Raw genomic sequence first — 653 nt, 5'->3', positions numbered from 1 at the left:
AGAGGACCAGAGTGGACTTACCGCTGGTGTACCAGTTGTTCTGCCAAGAGCATCGCTGGGTAGCTATGTAGGGAAGGGATAAACGCTGAAAGCATCTAAGTGTGAAACCCACCTCAAGATGAGATTTCCCATAACGCAAGTTAGTAAGAGCCCTGAGAGAAGATCAGGTTGATAGGTTAGAAGTGGAAGTGTGGTGACACATGGAGCGGACTAATACTAATCGCTCGAGGACTTATCCTAGAATAAGAGCTTCATCAGAGTGCAGCGAATGGTTTAGAGAAATGTTAGATTTGATATTGTATTCAATTTTGAGTTGACAAGGCTTGTCTGAGAGGACAGGACAGTTAATTCAATAGTTAAGTGACGATAGCCTAGGAGATACACCTGTACCCATGCCGAACACAGCAGTTAAGCCCTAGAACGCCGGAAGTAGTTGGGGGTTGCCCCCTGTGAGATATGGAAGTCGCTTAGCGAAGGGAGTTTAGCTTAGTTGTAATGGAGAGGAAATCGAAATTACAATCGGCGGATGAGAGAAACGAAGTTTCTCACCGTTGGCTGAGCTAGACTCCACCCTTTGGGAGTTTAGCTCAGCTGGGAGAGCATCTGCCTTACAAGCAGAGGGTCAGCGGTTCGATCCCGTTAACTCCCATATT

The 653-nt window shown here is 46.7% G+C and carries 1 tRNA gene and 2 rRNA genes; all 3 read left to right on the top strand.

The window, feature by feature from the left end:
* Positions 1-240 (top strand): 23S ribosomal RNA (locus D8886_RS11640); the annotation flags it as partial.
* A gap of 116 nt (positions 241-356) precedes the next feature.
* A 5S ribosomal RNA gene (gene rrf / locus D8886_RS11635) occupies positions 357-472 on the top strand.
* 104 nt (positions 473-576) lie between these two features.
* A tRNA-Val gene (locus tag D8886_RS11630) sits at positions 577-649 on the top strand.
* Positions 650-653 lie beyond the last annotated feature (4 nt).

Origin of the sequence: Streptococcus sanguinis, from assembly GCF_003943655.1 — a bacterium.
In the GTDB taxonomy this organism is placed as follows: Bacteria; Bacillota; Bacilli; order Lactobacillales; family Streptococcaceae; genus Streptococcus; species Streptococcus sanguinis_F.
This window is presented reverse-complemented; position numbering and strand designations above follow the sequence as displayed.